This window comes from Brevundimonas subvibrioides ATCC 15264, assembly GCF_000144605.1.
Classification (GTDB): domain Bacteria; phylum Pseudomonadota; class Alphaproteobacteria; order Caulobacterales; family Caulobacteraceae; genus Brevundimonas; species Brevundimonas subvibrioides.
On sequence record NC_014375.1, the window covers coordinates 3,108,214 to 3,125,553 of the forward strand.

Genomic DNA, 17,340 nt, shown 5'->3' on the forward strand with positions numbered 1-17,340 from the left:
TCGCCGGGTCAGGGACGGCCATAGAGACTCGCGGGCGTTAACGGGTCAAGCCGCCAGCGCCGAGGGCCGGTCCGAGACCACGAACAGATATTCGACGTTGCGCAGCCGCCCCACGGCCCCGACCTTCTCGCCCTTGCGGTTATGGATGCCGATGCGGGCGCCGACGTAGCGGGGGCGGGGGATCTCGATCACCTGCACCGACCCGCGCACCGAGAGCATGGCGACCAGCTGATCGCGGCTCAGATAGCCCTCGTCGTTGAAGGAGACGATCAGGTGCGGGGCGCGGATCGCCTCGATGACAGCCTGCAGCGCCGGGCCGATGCCGGGCCGGGAGTTGAAGGCGGACTTCCGGGTCCGGACGTCGATCCGCTTGTTGGCGATGCCGTAGGTCGCAGGGTTGTCCCACAGCACCAGGCTCTCCCAGACATGGTAGTTCCCGAGGTAGGAATGCTGGTTGTAGGGCGGGTCCAGATAGACGAGGTCGCCGTCGAAGGCCGAGGCGATCTCCAGCGCGTCCCCTTGCGTCGCGCGGCACGGTCCGGCGGCGACGGCGGGCTGGAGCGCGGGCATGCGCAGCTCCAGCGGCTTCAGCGCCCGGGTGGCCCAGGACTTCATATAGGCCATCTGCAGACCCGCGGTGGAATCGACCCGGTCGGCGGCCTCCATCAGGCTGACCAGGGCGATGGCCTTCAATTCCGGCTCCAGCCCCATGGCCTCGATCCGGTCTCGCAGGGCGTCGATGCGGGCCCCGTTCTCCGGGCTGAAATAGCGGGCGTCCTCGCAGAAGGCCCGGGTGAACCAGCCGGGCGCGGGGGGCGTCGTGGCGAGGTCGGCGAGGACGGCGGCCGCCCGGTCGTGCCAGCGGTCGCGGTCGGCCTGGACATAGGCGGTGGCGAGCGTCGCCGCATAGCCGTTGTGATCGTTGGACCAGACCCGGAACCCCTGCCCTTTCAGCGCGTGGCCCACCCGGGCGGTGCCGGAGAACAGATCGCAGACATGACCACCGGTCGGCAGCAGGCCCCGGATCGACGCCGTGATCGGGTCGAGAAGGGCGCGCTTGGAGCCGAGGTATTTGATCATTCTTCCCAATCCTCCCCCGCCCTTCGCGGGGGAGGGGGACCATCCGAAGGATGGTGGAGGGGGCGGGAAGCAGGCACCGTGCCTGGGGTCGCCCCCTCCACCACGACGCAAGCGCGTCGCGGTCCACCTCCCCCGTTTCGCTACGCTTCCCGGGGGAGGATCAGGATTTCCGCGCCTTCTTCATCGGAGCATGCGCCAGTCGGAGAAGATTCGCAGCCCCCGGGGCGCCGAAGGGCGTGCCGGCCAGGATCAGGACGCGCTGGCCGGGCTGGGCCAGGCCATACTGCATGGCGGAGTTGACCGCATCGTCGGTCACGTCCTCCAGCGAGGCCGGCTCCTTGCCGAGCCGGGGCTCCAGACCCCAGACCAGGGCCAGCCGCCTTGCCGTCTCGGGCTTGGGCGTCAGGGCCAGCATGGGCTGGAGGGGACGTTCGCGCGACATGCGCCGCGCCGTCCCGCCCAGGGTGGTGAAGATGACGATGCAGGCGGTCGACTGGGCCTCGCCCGCCTTGCGCGCGGCGGCCACCAGGGCATCGGCGTCGATGTCGTCCATGCCGGCGTGTTCGGCGTCCATCAGGCTGGGCCACAGGGGGTCGGCCTCGACCCGCTCCATGATTCGGTTCATGATTCCGACCGCTTCCAGCGGATAGTCGCCCGACGCCGTCTCGGCCGACAGCATGAGGGCGTCCGCCCCCTCATAGACGGCATTGGCGACGTCGGAGGCCTCGGCCCGGGTCGGCGCGGGCGAGGCGGTCATGGATTCCAGCATCTGGGTCGCCACGATCACGGGCACGCCGCGCTGGCGGGCGGCGCGGATGATGCGCTTCTGGGCGACCGGTACCTCTTCCGGCTCCATCTCCACGCCCAGGTCGCCCCGCGCGACCATGACGCCGTCGCAGTAGTCGAGGATGGCCTCCAGATCGGCCAGGGCCTGGGGCTTCTCGATCTTGGCGAGGCAGGCGGCGCGGCCCTTCACGATCGACTTCAGCTCGGCCATGTCCTCCGGCTTCTGGACAAAACTCAGGGCGACCCAGTCGACGCCCATGCGCAGGGCGAAGGCCAGGTCCTCGCGGTCCTTGGGGGTCAGGGCCGAGACGGGCACGACGGCCTCGGGCACGGCCACGCCCTTGCGGTCGCTGAGCTTGGAGCCGCTCTCGACGGTCACATCGGCCCACTCGTCCGTGCGTTCGCCGACCCGCAGACGGACCCGGCCGTCGTCCAGCAGCAGCAGCATGCCGGTGCGCAGGGCGCGGAAAATCTCGGGATGGGGCATCTGCACCCGCGTCGCGTCACCCGGGGTGGGGTCCAGATCGAAGCGCATCTTGTGGCCCGGCTTCACGTCGATCTCGACGTTGGCGAAGCGGCCCAGACGCAGCTTGGGTCCCTGCAGGTCGGCCAGGACACCCAGCGGCCGCTGCAGGGCGATCTCGGCCCCGCGCACGGCCTTCAGCGCCGCGGCGTGATCGTCGTGCGAACCGTGGCTGAAGTTCAGGCGAAAGACATCGACCCCCGCCTCGGCCAGCGATTTCACCATGCCGGGGGCCCGGCTGGCGGGGCCAAGGGTCGCGACGATACGTGCGCGGCGTGCTCTGATCATATGTCTCACTCACCCGGGCCGGCGCGTTGGCCGGCAGCGTTTCCCCGTTCGCTTGTGCCACGAAACATCCGGCGCGTCAGATCGCCCCGTCCGCGCGGAAACAGGAAGTGAGTCCGTGTTACGCGACCCGGTCGGTCAAGGGGCCGGGCAAGGGGACGCGCCGAACAGGCCAAGGTCCAGGCAGCGTCCGTCCAGATCGTCCGGCGTCTCCACGCCCATCGCCTGCGCCAGGGTCGGGGCGATATCGATGGTGCGGATCGGCAGATAGCGTTCCTGGCCGGCCGTGTCCGGCGACCAGAAGACGATCGGCACGCGACGGTCGTAGTCCCAGGGCGTGCCGTGGCCAGCCACGGACGCCCCGGCGCGGCCGGCCCCCGGCGTGGTGCCGGGCTGCAGCGCCAAGAGGATGTCGGGCGAGCGGCCCTCGACGGCCCCGACCCGCTGGCGGTCCATCAGGCTGAGCTCCTGCGGGCTGGCGTTGGCGGCGGGCATCGGGGCGGCGAGGGCCTCCTCGATGGTCCAGGCCCCGGCGACCGTGGGCTCGGCGCGCAGCAGGGCGACGGCAGCGGCGGCGACACGGCTGCGGAGGGGCTGAGGCAGGGCGATATTGTCGGCCCCCACCACCATCAGGCCGCTGCCGCCGTAGGTGATCGGATCGACCGTCAGGTCGAACTCGGCCTTCAGGGCGGCATTGATGCGGCCGCGCAGATCGGGGTCGCCGCGCACCGCCTCGGCGAAGCCCCGGGCCGACTGGCGCTCGGGGAAGTCGTTGCCGCCGTGGTCGGCGGTCAGCACCACCAGGGCACCGCCGGGCACCCGGGCGACGCGGTCGAGGAAGGCCCCCAGGGCCACGTCCAGCCGGCGCATCTGGTCGCACATCTCGGGACCCTGATTGCCGAAGGTGTGTCCGATCCGGTCGGTGGCCGACAGGCTGACGCCCAGCATGTCGGTGACGCCGCGACCGCCCAGCTCGCGGCTGTCCAGCAGTTCCGTCGCGGCCTCCAGCGTCATTTCGTCGAGGAAGGGCGAGGTGTCGATGGCGAAACGCTGGGGCGGGACGCCGGCGTGGAATGTGGCTCCGCCGACGGTCCAGTCGGCCTCGAGCGCGCGGCAGGTCTCGTCCGAATAGGTCCATGCGGCGGGGGTGGTGGCCAGCCGCGCAGCGATACGGGCGTTCAGCGCCGCCACCGGCGCGAGCCGCGCCTCGGCCGCCTGGCCGGGCTCGACATAGGTCGTGAAGCCGAAGCCCACTGTGTACCAGAAAGCCCCGTCGCCCTGATGGCCATTCAGGGTGATGGCCCCACGATCCTTGCCCGAGACGGCGTAGACGCGGCTCTGCGGGCTGACGGCCTTGAGCCAGTCGCCCAGGGTCGAGGCGGTCATCTGACCCGGTCCGACCGGGCCGTTGTCGGTGATGCGGCCGTGCGCCAGGGCGTTCTGCGGCGCGGCCAGGCAGTAGACCTCCTGACCCGTGGCCCGATCGATCCAGTCGTTGGCCGGGATGCCGGTACGGGCGGGGTTCAGGCCCGTCAGGACGGTGGAATGGCCGGGACAGGTCTCGGTCATCGCATGCTGCTGATAGCCATTGGCATAGACCAGGCCCTGAGTGGCCAGGGTCTTCAACCCTCCGGTGAAGCGGGCGCGGTACTGGTTGAACAGGTCAGCGCTGAACTGGTCGACGACGATCGTGACGATGAGGGCGGGGGGACGGGCGGCGACGTCATGGGCCGTCGCTACGGGCCGGCTGTCGGTGGCCGACTGGGCCAGGGCGTCTGCCGGCACACAAAGAGCCAGAAGGAGGCAGGCGCGAGCGATCAAGCGGGTCATGGCACACCGTAAAGTTTGAGCCGTCGGCCCTAGCCCCCGGATGCGACAGATCAAAGACGGCCGGAGCACCACAGGTTGCGCATCAGGCGATCACGGTCTCCCACGGGCCGGTGATGGCCAGGGTGATCCCCGGAAACTGCAGGTTCACGAACAGCGTCCCGCCGTCCGGCGAGAACACGGCCCCCGCAAACTCCGAATTGCCCCGGAAGGCATTTCTGGCGATCGTGTAGAGGCGCCCGTCGGGGGTCACGCCCTTGAGATGGTTGCGGGTCGTGGCCGAATAGTTGTCCTCGCACACGACCAGGTGGCCCCACGGCGCGACGACCAGGTTATCGCCCATGTTCAGGGTCCGTTCGTCGGCGCTTTCAACGAACAGCTGCACGCGGCCCGCATCGGCCGCCGTCCCGGTGCGGCCTTCCTCGGCCGACGGCTGGTAGCGCAGGATCTGGCCCCGCTGCAGCGGCCCGCCCGAGGTCGCGGTCAGATACAGCTCGTCCTTGCCCCAGAACACGCCTTCGCCCCGTGCGACCAGGGCCGCGCCCCTGGCATGGCCGCGTTGCCGCAGGTCGCCGTTGGGGCTGTCGACGTCCTCCATGTCGATCCAGACGACCTCGCGCCAGTCACCCGGCGACCAGAACCGGTCGTGGTGATTGGTGGTGTCGGCGCCGGACACGTCCTTCAGCGCCATGGCCTGAAGCCGGCCGCCCTCGACAAGCTTGCCGGGCGTGTTCGGGATGAAGCGGTAGAACAGGCCGTCCACCCGGTCCTCGGTGAGGTAGACCACGCCGGTGCGGGGATCGATGCAGACCGCTTCGTGGTCGAACCGGCCCATGGCCTTGAGCGGCACGGGGTCGGCAAGCCCGGTCTCGGTGGCCGGCACCTCGAAGACATAGCCATGCGCCTTGGTCACGTCCGCGTCGGCGGGCGTCTCCTCGGTCTCCTCGCAGGTCAGCCAGGACCCCCAGGGGGTATGGCCGCCGCAGCAGTTGGTGCTGGTTCCGGCCAGCGACAGATGCTGACGCACGGTCTGGCCGGTGGCCATGTCATAGACCAGGGTCGTGGTGCCGCCGGGCAGGGGTCGGCCGTCCTTGTAGGTGTCATAGGCGCGGGCGGCATCGAGGCGATCGATCCCGGCCTGATCGGGACCGCCCGGACCCCAGTTGCGATGACTGGCGTTCGAGCCCTTCAGCTCGTGGTTTCGCACCAGGGCGACGCGCGTGCCCTCCAGGGCGAAACAGCCCATGCCGTCGAACTGGCCGGGGACCACGAGGCCGTCGTCCATGACGTCGCCACCCCGGGATATGACGCGATAGGAAAAGCCCTCGGGCAGGTCCAGCATCCCGTTGGGGTCGACCGTCAGGGGACCGTATCCGGTCACCTCGTTGACGTAGGTTTCCGTCCCCGCGGCCTGGGCGGCGACGTTGCGGGCCAGACCGCCGAAGGCCGTGGCGGCAGCGGCGGCGGACAACAGGGTGCGGCGATCGAGACGCATGGGGCGGGGCTCCGGACAGGCCGTCTCGATAGGCCCCGACGCAAATCCCGTCATCATGGTTCTATGACGGTGGATGCGACAAACGATCCGGGGCACCGGTCGGAAACCGGTGCCCCGTTCGTCGTGTGGCCGCTGGCCGGCCGAAGCCGGCCGGGGGGTCAGCGCGCGTAGTCGTGCGCGATGGCCCAGTCGTACCAGCTGGGGACCACGGTGCCCGTCAGCAGGATGCCGATGCCGCCCGTCAGGGTGGTCAGGACGGCGAACCACCAGGCCCAGCGGTGGATGGATTCCATGGTGGCGTTGAAGCCCATGGTCCAGCGCCAGAACAGCGCGCCGCGTTCGGCCCCGGTGCCCCGGTCGGTGATCTGTTCGACTTCGCGCTCGGCCCCGTAGCGGCTGGTGGCCAGGATGGTCGCCCCGTGCATGGCGAACAGCAGGGTCGAACCGTACAGGAAGACGATCGAGAGGCAGTGGAACGGGTTGTAGAACAGGTTGCCGTAGGTGATCGAGAAAGCCCCGGTCCAGTCCAGGTGGGGGAAGATGCCGAACGGCACGGCTTCCGACCAGCTGCCCATCATGATCGGGCGGATGAAGCCCAGCACCAGGTAGAGCCAGATCGCCGAGGCGAAGGCCCAGGTGGTGTGGGTGCCGAGGCCGAGCGCCTTGGCCCGCAGATAGGAGCGGATGCACCAGCTGATCACCGAGACGGTCAGGAAGAAGCCCGTGATCAGCCACCAGCCCCCCTGGTTGAGCGGGGGCAGGATGTTCAGACCCTGCTCGGGCGGCGGCGGATACAGCCCCAGCCACGGCAGTTGCCGGACGAACTCGGCCGGGTTCCAGCCGACGCTGGCGAACATGTTGAGACCGATGATCTCGAACGCCAGGAAGCCGGTCAGCAGAGAGATGACGCCGGTCCAGCCCAGATGCATCGGGCCGATCTGGGCATTGCCGATCCGGCCGATCAGGTGGACGAAGAACGGCTTGCCGACGCGCCAGTCATCGAGGGAGTCGCCGGGAACGCCGGCCTCCGGATGACCGTGGACCTGAACCTGGGTGAAGATATTCTGATAGGCGGACATGGTTCCCCCCTCCCCTATTGCCAGATCGGCAGGTTGCGCCAGCCATCCCACCACTCGGGCCAGCCTTCGGACCAGTACGGGCCGCTGATAACGATGCAGACCGCGCTCCAGAACCCGGCCGACAGGGCCAGGAACAGGCCGACCCGGTGGATGCCCAGGGTGCCGACCGAATAGCCGATGAAGTCGCGGAAGAAGGTGTCCTCGTGCTCGGGCTGGCGCACCGGCTTGCCCTTGCCGGGGTTGGTCGCGGCCAGGACCAGCGAACCGTGCAGCGCCAGCGCCATCGTCGTCGTGAAGAAGAAGCTCACGGCGATCATGTGCGCGGGATTGTAGTGGAAATTCAGATACTGGTAGCCGGTGTTGGACACCCAATCGAGGTGGCTGAAGATGCCGTACGGAAAGCCGTGGCCCCAGGCGCCCAGCAGGAAGGGACGAACCACCACCAGCGACAGATAGGCGAGGATGGCGACGCCGAACGCGATCGGCACATGCAGGCCGATGCCCAGCTTGCGACAGATCTCGACCTCCCGCAGCGCCCAGGAACAGAAGGCTCCGGTCGCGCAGATGGTGACGATCTGCCAGATCCCGCCCTCGCGCAGCGGGGCCAGCGACAGGCCGTAGGAAATGTCCGGCGGATTGATGGTGATCAGCCAGGGGTTCCAGGTATCGCCCAGCGACGCCCCGTAGAAGATCAGCGCGGTGCCGAGCGCCGCGAAGAACGCGGTCGTGACGCCGAAGAAGCCGACATAGAACGGCCCGACCCAGAAATCGAACATGTCGCCGCCGATCAGGGTGCCGCCCCTGATTCTATATTTTCGTTCAAAACTCAGTAAGGCCATGACCGTCTCCGTCCGACTTCTCGCCCCGCGAGGTGGACATCTGTTGCGATGGCGGTCGCGTCGGACGGAACCGGATCGCTCCGTTTCCGCCCGCGCGCCGCATCAGCGGATTGCCCGTCAGGGTGCGGCGGCAGAAGCCGCAGCGGGTGTGGCCTGAGCGCCGTCAATCCAGTTGTACCGAGGCGAGCTGAGCAGGATGAAGTGGATCAGCAGAGCCAGGGTGAACAGGAAGACGGCGAGCGCGACCAGCGCCCGACGGGGATCGAACAGGAGCCAAATTCTCCACATAACTGTAGTCCTCCATAGCCGGTGTTCGGCTTTGTTGGCGACGACGCAGGATTAGCCCACGCCGACAAAGTAAAGTGGAGACCTAGGCCCCCAGCCAGGGACGCCAGAACCAGACCAGCACATGGGCGATCACGGCAATGGTCGTGAAGCCAATGAAACTGGTCAAGAAGAGGCCGTGGAATTCCTTGGCCGCTTCTGGGGTAAGTCCGGTGAGGGACCCCGACGTTTCAGGTAGATGAGACATCGCTACTCCTTTCGTTGGAGCTAGTCTTCGACCACGGGGAAGTCCCGTGGTCGTTTCCGCAACCCGGGCGAGCCGGACGGCGGAACTCTGGGTCCCGGCGGATCAGGCGGCGCATCAGGCGGCCCTCCCGCTCAGGACAATGGCGTTGGCGGCATAGAGGCGATCCAGCGTGACCCGGTCCTCCCCGGCCTGGCGGGCGGCGCGTTCGGCCGTGTCGCGCAGGCGTTTGGCTGCGGAAATGCGCACGATGATGGGCTGCGACGCGACGAGCTTCTCCAGCGCGTCCATGGCCGCATCCTCCCAGTGAAGCTCGGCATGGGCGCGGGCCAGGGTCGGCTCGACCTTGTCCATCTGTGAGGCCAGCGGAAGGATGTTGAAGAGGGCGTCGAACAGGGCGTTGCAGACTTCCTGGACCAGGTAGGTGCAGCCGCCGTAGCCCATGAAGGGCGTGCCGGTGTGCCGGCGGATGGCGGCCCCCGGGAAGGAGGCGGGCACCCAGACGCCGGAGGGCCCGTGGCCCGCGCCGCCCTGGGCGGCCTCGGCCAGATAGATCCGCTCGTTGATGCTGCCGAACAGGACCAGCGGCTTGGTCTCGCGGACCAGCCGGCTGATCTCGGCATTGTCGGTCTTGGTGCCGGCGCAGCGCGCGATGGCGAACTGGCAGGGCAGGCCCAGGTCGTCCTCGAGGAATTTCCGGACGCCGCGGGTGTAGGTCTCGTTGGCGACGATGGCGAAGCTGGCGGTGGCGAAGAAGTCCTGGGTCACCGAGCGCCACAGGTCCCACAGCGGCTTGATGGTGGTGTGCTTCTCACGCTCGATGAAGGGCTCGGGATCGAGGTTGAGTAGATCGCCAAGCTGGCGCAAGAACAGGGTCGTGGATTCCAGCCCGATCGGGGCCTGCAGATACGGCTTCTCGAGCGCCTCGCACAGGCCGCGTCCGAACTCGCGGTACAGGCAGATGTTGACCTCGACGTCGGCCAGATTGCGCACGTCGGCCAGGTGGCTGCCCAGCGGGAAGGTCATGTTGACCTGGCAGCCGATGCCCTCGACCAGGCGCCGGATCTCGGCCACGTCCGAGGGCATGTTGAACACGCCGTACATCGGGCCGATGAGGTTCACGCGCGGCTTGTCGCCCTCGGCCCGGGGCCGGGGACGCGGCATCTTCTTGGGTCCGAACTGGGTCCACAGCCAGGTCAGGGCGCGGTCGGCCGACTGCCACTGGTCCTCGTCGATGGTGCGCGGCAGGAAGCGCTGGATATTGGTGCCCTCGGGCGTGACCCCGCCGCCGATCATCTCGGCGATCGAGCCGGTGACGACGACGCTGGGCAGGTCCTTGTCCAGCGTCTGCCAGGCCCGCTTCATCGCGCCTTCGGTGCCGTGGCGACCCAGTTCGTCCTCGCCCAGACCGGTGACGACGATGGGCAGTTCGTGCGGCGGCAGGCCGTCGGTGTAGTGCAGGATCGAGGTGACCGGCAGGTTCTCGCAGCCCACCGGGCCGTCGATGATGACCTGCAGTCCCTTGATGGCGGTGAAGGCGTAGACCGCGCCCCAGTAGCCGCCGGCCCGGTCGTGATCGAGGATCAGCGTCATGTGCCGACGTGCTCCTCGGCCTTGGCCGCCGCCGCCTGCAGCTTGGCATAGCGGGCCTTGAACTCGGGGCGGGCGACCGGGGTCTCGGACCAGATGCCGGCGGTGTCGCCCTTGCCCACGCCCTCAAAGAAGGAGGTCATGCGGTCGAACCGGGCCTTGTTGCCGATGGCGGCATTGATGACCTGGGCCAGCGAGCCTGCGCCCGCCGGACCCATCAGGGGCCGAGCCGAGATCAGGTTGGTGAAGTAGAGCGCCGGGATCGACAGCGACTTGGCGTGCTGCACCACCGGCGTCGTACCGATGGCAAGATCCGGCTTGATGGCGTCGACCGCCGACAGGTCCTGCTCCAGGGAGGCGCGATAGTTGACGGTGACGCCCCTGGATTCCAGCCATTCGCGGTCCGGGTCGGACCATTTCGTCTGCGGGCAGGCCGTGCCGACGTATTCGACCTCGGCCCCGCTCTCGATCAGCAGGCGGGCGACCAGAAGCTCTGAGCCCTCGTAGCCCGAGACGACGATACGGCCCTTGATCGGCGACCCGGCCAGGGCCCCGCCGATGGCGCCGATCATGGCGTTCTTGATGCCGTCGATCCTGGCCTGCGGAACGTCGCAGGCCTCGCCGATCGCCTGGAGCCAGGCGGCGGTGCCGTCGCGGCCGACCGGGGCGGAGCCCACGACCTTGCGGCCGGCGGCTTCGAACTCGCGCACGCTGGCGGTGTAGAAGGGGTGGATGGCGGCGACGACGGCGCAGTCGAGGGCGGAGTACAGCTCGCGCCATTCGCGGGTCGGCACGACCGGCCCGGCCGCCAGGCCCATCGGCTCCAGCATGCGGCCGATGATCATCGGATCGGCGGGGAACATCTCGCCCAGCAGGGTGACGGTCGGCTTGTCGGTGCGCTCGCGCGGCGCGGCGACGGGGCCGGCCTCGACCTCCTTGCGCGCATAGTTGAGCATGGCCCCGGCCAGAACATCCTTGGCCTCGGCATGGGTCGGGATGCCGAAGCCCGGCACGTCGATGCCGACGATGCGGACGCCGTTGATCTCTTTCGGCAGCAGTTGCAGCGGCACGCCGGAGGCCGTCGGGACGCACAGGTTGGTGACGACGATGGAGTCGTAGAGCTCCGGATCGGCCATCTGGAACACCGCCTCGCGGATGTCCTCGAACAGCTTGCCCGTGACCAGGCTCTCGGAGTTGAACGGCACATAGCCGACCGAGCGGCGCGCGCCGTAGAAATGGCTGGTGAAGGTCAGGCCATAGACGCAGCAGGCCGAGCCCGAGAGGATCGTCGCGGTTCGGCGCATGCGCAGGCCGACGCGAAGACTGCCGAAGGCCGGGCACATCGACTGCGGCTGGTCGTGGGGACCGACCGGATAGTCCTTGGCGTAGCGGGCCAGGACCTCGGACTTGCCGGCCTTCGAGGCCGCCGCCGTCAGCTCGGCCTTGCCGCCGTGGCAGCCGCCGTCGAGCGAGACGGGCTCGGCGGCGTGGTCGTTGGCGATGGGGGCGGGACCGTCGGCCATGGTGATCAGACCGCCTCGTCGTAGATGACTTCGAGCGAAGCCTTCGGCACGAAGTCCACGCCGCGCATGTCGCTCTGGGTCGCAGGGATCAGGGTGACGGCGGCCCCGGTGGTGTCCGGGTCGAACAGGCCGAGCAGGCCGTCCTGCGTCAGGGGCTTGGGATGCTGCGGCAGGGACAGTGACACCGCCTCGGCCAGGCCGGCGAACAAGCTGCCCCACTCCGAATCGGGGGTGCCGATGATCTGGTAGTTGGCGGACTTCCTGCGGATGTCCTCGTTGGCCGGGATAGAGGCCAGGACCGGAATGCCCACGGCGTCGGCGAAAGCCGCGGCCTCACCTGTGCCGTCGTCCTTGTTGATGATCATGCCGGCCACGCCGACATTGCCGCCCAGACGACGGAAATACTCGACCGCCGAACAGACGTTGTTGGCGACGTAGAGCGACTGCAGGTCGTTGGAGCCGACGACGATGACCTTCTGGCACATGTCGCGGGCGATCGGCAGGCCGAAGCCGCCGCAGACCACGTCGCCGAGGAAGTCGAGCAGGACGTAGTCGAAGCCCCAGTCGTGGAAGCCCAGCTTCTCCAGCAGCTCGAAGCCGTGGATGATGCCGCGCCCGCCGCAGCCGCGGCCGACCTCGGGCCCACCCAGCTCCATGGCGAAGACGCCGTCGCGCTGGAAACAGACATCCTCGATCTTCACTTCCTCGCCCGTCAGCTTCTTGGCGGCCGAGGTCTGGATGATGGTCGGGCAGGACTTGCCGCCGAAGAGCAGGGAGGTGGTGTCGGACTTGGGATCGCAGCCGATCAGCAGGACCCGCTTGCCCTGCTGGGCCATCATGTAGCTGAGGTTCGACAGGGCGAAGGACTTGCCCGATCCCCCCTTGCCGTAGATGGCGATGATCTGGGTTTCCTTGGTGACCTCGCCCGTGTGGACGGGATCGGGCTCCTGCTTCGCCTCTTCGCGGAGCGCCTTGTGGGAGATCAGGGTGATGGTCATGCGCAGTTCCTCCAGTCGAGGATCATCTTCAGGCAGTCAGGCTCGCCGAAAGCGACGGGATAGGCGTCGTTCGCTTCGGTGGCCGCCATGCGGTGGGTGATCAGGCCGTCGAGGCTGAGACGCCCCGAGGTGATTAGGTCGGTGACGCCGGCGACGTCCTCGGGCTTGAACTCGGCGGCGATGCGGAACCGCGCCTCCTTCATGAAGGCCATGGGGAAGGCGAAGGACAGGCGGGCCTCGTAGAAACCGGCCAGCACGATCTCGCCGCTGCGGGCCAGTCGCGCGACCAGGAAGTCCATCAGGTCCTCGGCCCCCGAGGCGTCATAGATGCTGCGATAGTCGCGGCGATCGTCGGCGTCGGGATGGATGGCTACGCCGTTACGGCGGCCGGCGTTGGTCTCCCAGACGACAGGCTTGTCATGGCCCATGGCCTCGGTGATGCGGAGCAGCAGGCGGCCGAGCGTGCCGTAGCCGACGATCAGGTCGGGGGCCGTGCCGCCGACGATGGCATGGTAGGCCGTGGCCGCCAGCGACAGCAGGACGCCCTGATCCTCCAGCCCGTCAGGCAGGGTGACCGTGCGCGCCTGGGGCGTGATCAGGGTCCTGGCCGCGCCACCAAACAGGCCGCGCGCGTCGATGAAGTGGGACGATCCGGGCACGAAGACCCGCTGGCCGATGCGGTCACGGGCGTTCTCTCCGGCCTCGACGACCCGGCCGACTGACTCATAGCCCGGCACGAGGGGGTAACCGAGGCCGGGGAAGTGAGGCATCCGTCCGTCCCACAGCAGCCGTTCGGTTCCGGTCGAGATTCCGCTCCAGTCCACATCGACGACGACGTCGTCGGGACCGGCCGGCTTCAGGTCGAGCCGGCGGAGCGCCAGTTGGCGGGGCTCCTCCAATACGACAGCCAAGGTGTTCATCGGGTCGCCTTCGGGAGGCCGGACCCCCATAGGTCCCCATCCCGAGTGTCAGCTTAGATTGACAGTTTATGTTGTCAAATCCTGATTACACTTTCGTATGTCAGGCGCGGGCGACAACCAGTCCGGCGATCATGGGCATGGCGGTCGAAACCCGACGGGCGACCGAGAACCCTGCCGTCTGGCACATGCCGATCACTTCGCGTGTCGGGCGGGGCCGCCCCGATCCCATGGCCAGCAGGTACATGCCGAAATAGGCGTCGCCGACCCGTTCGGCCCCGGGTTCGGCCGCGAAAGGCTCCCCGATCAGCAGGATCGCGCCGGGCTCCAGGGCGGCCCTGACGGCGCGCAGGATGTCGAGCGCTGGCCCGTCGTCGTGGTCGTGCAGGATGCGGATCAGGCTGATCACATCGGCCCCGCGCGGCAGGGGATCGTCGAAGAAGCTTCCCCCGGTGGCCTCCAGCCGTATGCCGTCGGCGGCGAAGGCCGCACGGGCGCGGGCGGCGACGGGCGGCAGGTCGAACAGGGACAGCGACAGAGCAGGCGCGCGGGCGGCGACGGCGCGCAGGAAGGTCCCCTGCCCGCCCCCGACGTCCATCAGGCGGCGGTGGCGCGAGACGTCGTACGCATCCAGCACCTGGGCCGACACCATGGCCTGGGACGCCGACATCAGGCCGGAATAGGCGGCGGCGGCGTCCGGATCCGGCGTCTCGCCCTCCGCATAGGGCCAGTAGCCCGCGAGGGCCCCGCCGCCGCCGCCGCGGCGCAGCAGGGCCAGCGGATCGGCGAGATCGGCGTAGAGCAGGGCGTGGTGCTCGATCATGGCCGCGACGCCGGGTGCCCCCAGCAGGGCCGCCCCCTCGACGCCCAGACCATAGCGGTCGGGACCGGCCGGCTCGGCCAGCTTCAGGGCGACGGCAGCGCGGGCGAGGCGGAGGGTTGCGTCGGTGTCAAGATCGACGACGGTGGACAGTTCGGCGACCGTGGCGGGTCCCTTCGCCAGCCGCGTCAACAGGCCGGATCGGACGCAGGCCTGGGCGATCTGCGAATAGATGAAGCCGGCCGACAGGTCGAACAGCGCCTGGGCTCGCCGCCGCGCCACCGGCCGCGTCAGCGGAAATCGCGAAGCCCAGCGCTGGAATCCGGGATCGCCGATCAGGCCGTTTCGCCAGGCACGCCAACGGTCAGAAAAAGTCTCGGTCATCGACGCATCAATCCTCCCCCATCGGGGGAGGGGGACCGCGAAGCGGTGGAGGGGGCCAACCGCGCACGCCGGAGTTCGTTTCGGGCCCCCTCCGTCGCGGCGCGAAGATACGCCGCGCCACCTCCCCCGGCGGGGGAGGATTTAGTGCTTGTGTCAATCAGGGTGGACACCTTTAGTGTCGTGTCAACAGGACACGGGAATGCCGGGCGAGCGCGTCGTCATCATAGGGGCGGGAATCGGGGGCTTGAGCGCCGCCGTCGACCTGTGCGCGCGAGGCATGGACGTGACGGTCGTCGAGCGGTGCGCAACCGCCGGCGGCAAGCTGTCGGAAATCCGTACGGACGGCGTCGGCATCGATTCGGGGCCGACGGTCTTCACCATGCGCTGGGTGTTCGACGCCCTGTTCGCGGCGGCCGGGGCCTCGCTGGACGATCACCTCAGCGTCCGGCGATCCGAGACCCTGGCGCGCCACAGCTGGCCGGACGGCTCGACCTTCGACCTGTTCGCCGATCTGGAACGGTCCGTGGAGGCGGTGGGCGATCTGGCCGGGGCGGCGGAGGCGAAGCGGTTCCGGGACTTCTCGAAGCGCGCGGCCCTGATCTATCGCGTGCTGGAAGACCCCTTCATCAAGAAGGCCAAGCCCAGCATCCTGGGCCTGACACTGGACATCGGCCTGCACCGCCCGACCGACCAGTGGAGCATCATGCCCTATCGCTCGATGTGGTCGGAGCTGGGGAGCTATTTCAGGGACCCGCGCCTGCGCCAGCTGTTCGGGCGCTATGCCACCTATTGCGGGGCATCGCCGTTCAAGTCACCCGCCACCCTGATGCTGATCGCCCATGTGGAGCAGCAGGGCGTATGGCTGGTCGATGGCGGCATGCAGCGCATCCCCGAGGCCCTGGCCGGGCTGGTCGGGACACTGGGCGGGACGATTCGCTATGGCGAGACCTGTGCCCGGATCGTGCGCGACGGCGGGCGGGCGGCGGCGATCGAGCTGGCGTCCGGCGAGCGGATCGAGGCCGATGCCATCATCGTCAATGCCGATCCGGCGGCCGTCGCAGCGGGCTGTTTCGGGGCCGATGCGTCCCTGGCGGTCGACCCGACACCGTCGCGGACCCGGTCCCTGTCGGCCATGACCTTCGCCTTCACGGCCGAGGACATCGCGGCCCCGCTGGTGCGGCACAATCTGTTCTTTTCGCCCGACTACGTCGCCGAGTTCGACGCCCTGCACGCCGGGCGAATGCCCGAGATCCCGACCGTCTATGTCTGCGCCCAGGACCGGGCCGATGGCGACGGACCACCCCGGACGAACGGGCCCGAACGCCTGTTCGCCATCGTCAATGCGCCGGCCGACGGCGACGCCCACACCTACTCCACTGAGGAAATCGAGACATGTCGCTCGCGCACCTTCCGCTCGATGGAGCGCTGCGGGGTCAGCCTGGACCCCCGCCCCGAGACGATGGCAATCACGACGCCCGACGCCTTCGAGAGGCGCTTTCCGGCGACGGGTGGCGCGCTCTACGGGAGAACGGGGCACGGCTGGGACGGAGCCTTTCGACGGCCCGGAGCCCGTACGCGGATGCCGGGACTCTATCTCTGCGGGGGCGCGACGCACCCTGGGGCCGGCGTGCCGATGGCGGCCCTGTCGGGGCGCTCTGCGGCCTCGGCCGTCATGGCGGACCGCGCTTCGACGCGGCGGTAGACCCGGGCGGCTACGCCTGGTGGTACGTCGATGCGATGAGCGCCGACGGTCGTCACGGCCTGACCATCATCGCCTTCGTCGGCAGCGTGTTCTCGCCCTGGTACGCATGGTCGGGACGCGGGGCCCCGGAGAATCACTGCGCCCTGAACGTCGCCTTCTATGGCCCCGACTGCCAGCGCTGGACGATGACCGAGCGGCCGGCCGGACAGGTCGAGCGCGAGGCGCGCCACATCCAGATCGGCCCCAGCAGCCTGTCGTGGGATGGAGGCGACCTGATTATCCGCATCGACGAGATCACGGCCCCGGTGCCGCCGATGCCGACGATCCCCAAGCCCCTGCGCGGCACAGTGCGGGTCAGGCCGCATGCGATCAACGGCACGGCCTTTCCACTGGATGCGGCGGGCAAGCATGTCTGGCGACCCATCGCCCCGCGCGCCCATGTCGAGGTCACGCTGGACGACCCTGGCCTGTCCTGGACCGGCGAGGGCTATCTCGACACCAACGGCGGGACCGAGCCGCTGGAAGATGCCTTCGAGGTCTGGGACTGGTCGCGGGCGCACCTGAAGTCCGACAGCGCGGTCCTGTACGACCTGAAGCGCAAGGACGGTTCGGCCCTGTCGCTGGCGCTGAAGTTCGACCGGCACGGCGTGCCCGAGACGGTCGAGCCGCCGCCGCACGCGGCCCTTCCCGCGACCCTCTGGCGAATGCCGCGGCACACGCGCGCCGATGCGGACCGGCCGGTGTCGGTCGAGCGGACCTGGGAGGACACGCCCTTCTATTCGCGTTCGACCATCCGGACCCATCTGCTGGGGGAAGCCTGCGAGGGGGTGCACGAAAGCCTGTCGCTGGGGCGGCTCAGGTCACCCCTGGTCCGGGCGATGCTGCCCTTCCGCATGCCGCGCTCGCTCCGCCTCTAGGGCCTGATCCCGCTTCCGGGATCGCCTCAGCGACGTCAGCTCCCAG

Annotated in this window: 15 protein-coding genes; 2 read left to right on the forward strand and 13 right to left on the reverse strand. The window is 68.9% G+C overall.

Annotated features, from left to right (window positions below; genetic code table 11):
* Positions 1–45 precede the first annotated feature (45 nt).
* The 13 genes from BRESU_RS15170 to BRESU_RS15230 form a co-directional block, all read right to left on the reverse strand.
* Entirely contained in the window at positions 46–1,080 is a 1,035-nt protein-coding gene (locus BRESU_RS15170; RefSeq protein ID WP_013270441.1) for a DNA adenine methylase, read from the reverse strand.
* A gap of 160 nt (positions 1,081–1,240) precedes the next feature.
* Positions 1,241–2,677, reverse strand: a complete 1,437-nt coding sequence (pyk, locus tag BRESU_RS15175; RefSeq protein WP_013270442.1) for a pyruvate kinase — start codon at positions 2,675–2,677, stop codon at positions 1,241–1,243.
* A 135-nt stretch (positions 2,678–2,812) separates the two neighbouring features.
* Positions 2,813–4,504, reverse strand: a complete 1,692-nt coding sequence (locus BRESU_RS15180; protein WP_013270443.1) for an alkaline phosphatase family protein — start codon at positions 4,502–4,504, stop codon at positions 2,813–2,815.
* Positions 4,505–4,586: 82 nt separating this feature from the next.
* Positions 4,587–5,996 carry an alkaline phosphatase PhoX gene (locus BRESU_RS15185; protein WP_013270444.1) on the reverse strand — a complete coding sequence of 470 codons (1,410 nt, stop codon included), beginning with the start codon at positions 5,994–5,996 and terminating at the stop codon, positions 4,587–4,589.
* A gap of 158 nt (positions 5,997–6,154) precedes the next feature.
* Complete coding sequence (pufM, locus tag BRESU_RS15190; protein WP_013270445.1) at positions 6,155–7,075, reverse strand: photosynthetic reaction center subunit M; 921 nt, start codon at positions 7,073–7,075, stop codon at positions 6,155–6,157.
* A gap of 14 nt (positions 7,076–7,089) precedes the next feature.
* Positions 7,090–7,851: a photosynthetic reaction center subunit L gene (pufL, locus tag BRESU_RS15195; RefSeq protein WP_218915392.1), complete on the reverse strand. Its 762-nt coding sequence runs from the start codon at positions 7,849–7,851 to the stop codon at positions 7,090–7,092.
* Positions 7,852–8,031: 180 nt separating this feature from the next.
* A complete protein-coding gene (gene pufA / locus BRESU_RS15200; protein WP_013270447.1) occupies positions 8,032–8,202 on the reverse strand; it encodes a light-harvesting antenna LH1, alpha subunit in 171 nt (56 codons plus the stop codon).
* An 82-nt stretch (positions 8,203–8,284) separates the two neighbouring features.
* Positions 8,285–8,446 carry a light-harvesting antenna LH1, beta subunit gene (gene pufB / locus BRESU_RS17810; RefSeq protein WP_013270448.1) on the reverse strand — a complete coding sequence of 54 codons (162 nt, stop codon included), beginning with the start codon at positions 8,444–8,446 and terminating at the stop codon, positions 8,285–8,287.
* Between the two features lie 114 nt (positions 8,447–8,560).
* A complete protein-coding gene (gene bchZ / locus BRESU_RS15210) occupies positions 8,561–10,036 on the reverse strand; it encodes a chlorophyllide a reductase subunit Z (protein ID WP_013270449.1) in 1,476 nt (491 codons plus the stop codon).
* Entirely contained in the window at positions 10,033–11,556 is a 1,524-nt protein-coding gene (gene bchY, locus BRESU_RS15215) for a chlorophyllide a reductase subunit Y (protein ID WP_013270450.1), read from the reverse strand. The genes bchZ and bchY overlap by 4 nt, the downstream gene beginning before the upstream one ends.
* A 5-nt stretch (positions 11,557–11,561) precedes the next feature.
* Positions 11,562–12,554: a chlorophyllide a reductase iron protein subunit X gene (locus BRESU_RS15220; protein ID WP_013270451.1), complete on the reverse strand. Its 993-nt coding sequence runs from the start codon at positions 12,552–12,554 to the stop codon at positions 11,562–11,564.
* A complete protein-coding gene (gene bchC / locus BRESU_RS15225) occupies positions 12,551–13,474 on the reverse strand; it encodes a chlorophyll synthesis pathway protein BchC (RefSeq protein ID WP_041762796.1) in 924 nt (307 codons plus the stop codon). Before bchC ends, BRESU_RS15220 begins: the two co-directional genes overlap by 4 nt.
* Before the next feature lie 100 nt (positions 13,475–13,574).
* Positions 13,575–14,675 carry a methyltransferase gene (locus tag BRESU_RS15230; RefSeq protein WP_013270453.1) on the reverse strand — a complete coding sequence of 367 codons (1,101 nt, stop codon included), beginning with the start codon at positions 14,673–14,675 and terminating at the stop codon, positions 13,575–13,577.
* A 199-nt stretch (positions 14,676–14,874) separates the two neighbouring features.
* On the opposite strand from BRESU_RS15230, the gene crtD reads away from it, so the two are divergent.
* Both crtD and BRESU_RS15240 read left to right on the forward strand, forming a co-directional pair.
* Positions 14,875–16,377: a 1-hydroxycarotenoid 3,4-desaturase CrtD gene (gene crtD / locus BRESU_RS15235; protein ID WP_013270454.1), complete on the forward strand. Its 1,503-nt coding sequence runs from the start codon at positions 14,875–14,877 to the stop codon at positions 16,375–16,377.
* A gap of 35 nt (positions 16,378–16,412) precedes the next feature.
* A complete protein-coding gene (locus tag BRESU_RS15240; protein WP_013270455.1) occupies positions 16,413–17,294 on the forward strand; it encodes a carotenoid 1,2-hydratase in 882 nt (293 codons plus the stop codon).
* Positions 17,295–17,340: the final 46 nt, after the last annotated feature.